Genomic DNA, 527 nt, shown 5'->3' with positions numbered 1-527 from the left:
GGAAGAGCGTCGGTGCGATAGTAAGAGGGAGTGGAAAATGAAAAGAACGAGAAATGGATTGAAAAGACGAATTGGAGGGTAGAGAGAATAAATAGGCAAGATGCAAAGGAAGAAAAGGAGAGAAAAGAAGGGAAAAGAGATAAGGACGAGAACAGAGAAGAACCAGAAAAAGAAATTAGGCGACGGAAAGAAAGCAGGAGGGTAAAGGAAGAGGGAAGGAAGAACGAACGAGAACGAGAAGAAGAAAAGAGGAGTCAGCGACCGAAGGAACAGCCAAAAGAAAGGAGAAGGGTACAAGAAAGAGAAGAAGGAGGGCAAGCGAAACGCCGAGAATAGCGTTGGCGCCGAGACGGCACTTGTTGAGGGAGAAGGGAGAAAAACAAAAAGAAAGGAAGGAAAGAAGGAAACGGAACGAAGGAGAGGAAAAAAAAGATGAGGAAGGGAGAAACGGATAGGAGAAAGGCCAAACAAGGAAAAAGGGAAGGACGGATGAAGGAAAAAAAAAAAATGTAGGCGACGAAGGAGGG

At 45.2% G+C, this 527-nt stretch carries 1 protein-coding gene; it reads left to right on the top strand.

Going from position 1 to position 527, the window contains the following annotated elements; all coding sequences use genetic code 11:
- Window positions 1–30 precede the first annotated feature (30 nt).
- Window positions 31–336, top strand: a complete 306-nt coding sequence (locus WH87_RS19480; protein WP_046173210.1) for a hypothetical protein — start codon at window positions 31–33, stop codon at window positions 334–336.
- Window positions 337–527: the final 191 nt, after the last annotated feature.

This window comes from Devosia epidermidihirudinis (assembly GCF_000971295.1).
GTDB classification, from domain to species: Bacteria; Pseudomonadota; Alphaproteobacteria; order Rhizobiales; family Devosiaceae; genus Devosia; species Devosia epidermidihirudinis.
This window is presented reverse-complemented; position numbering and strand designations above follow the sequence as displayed.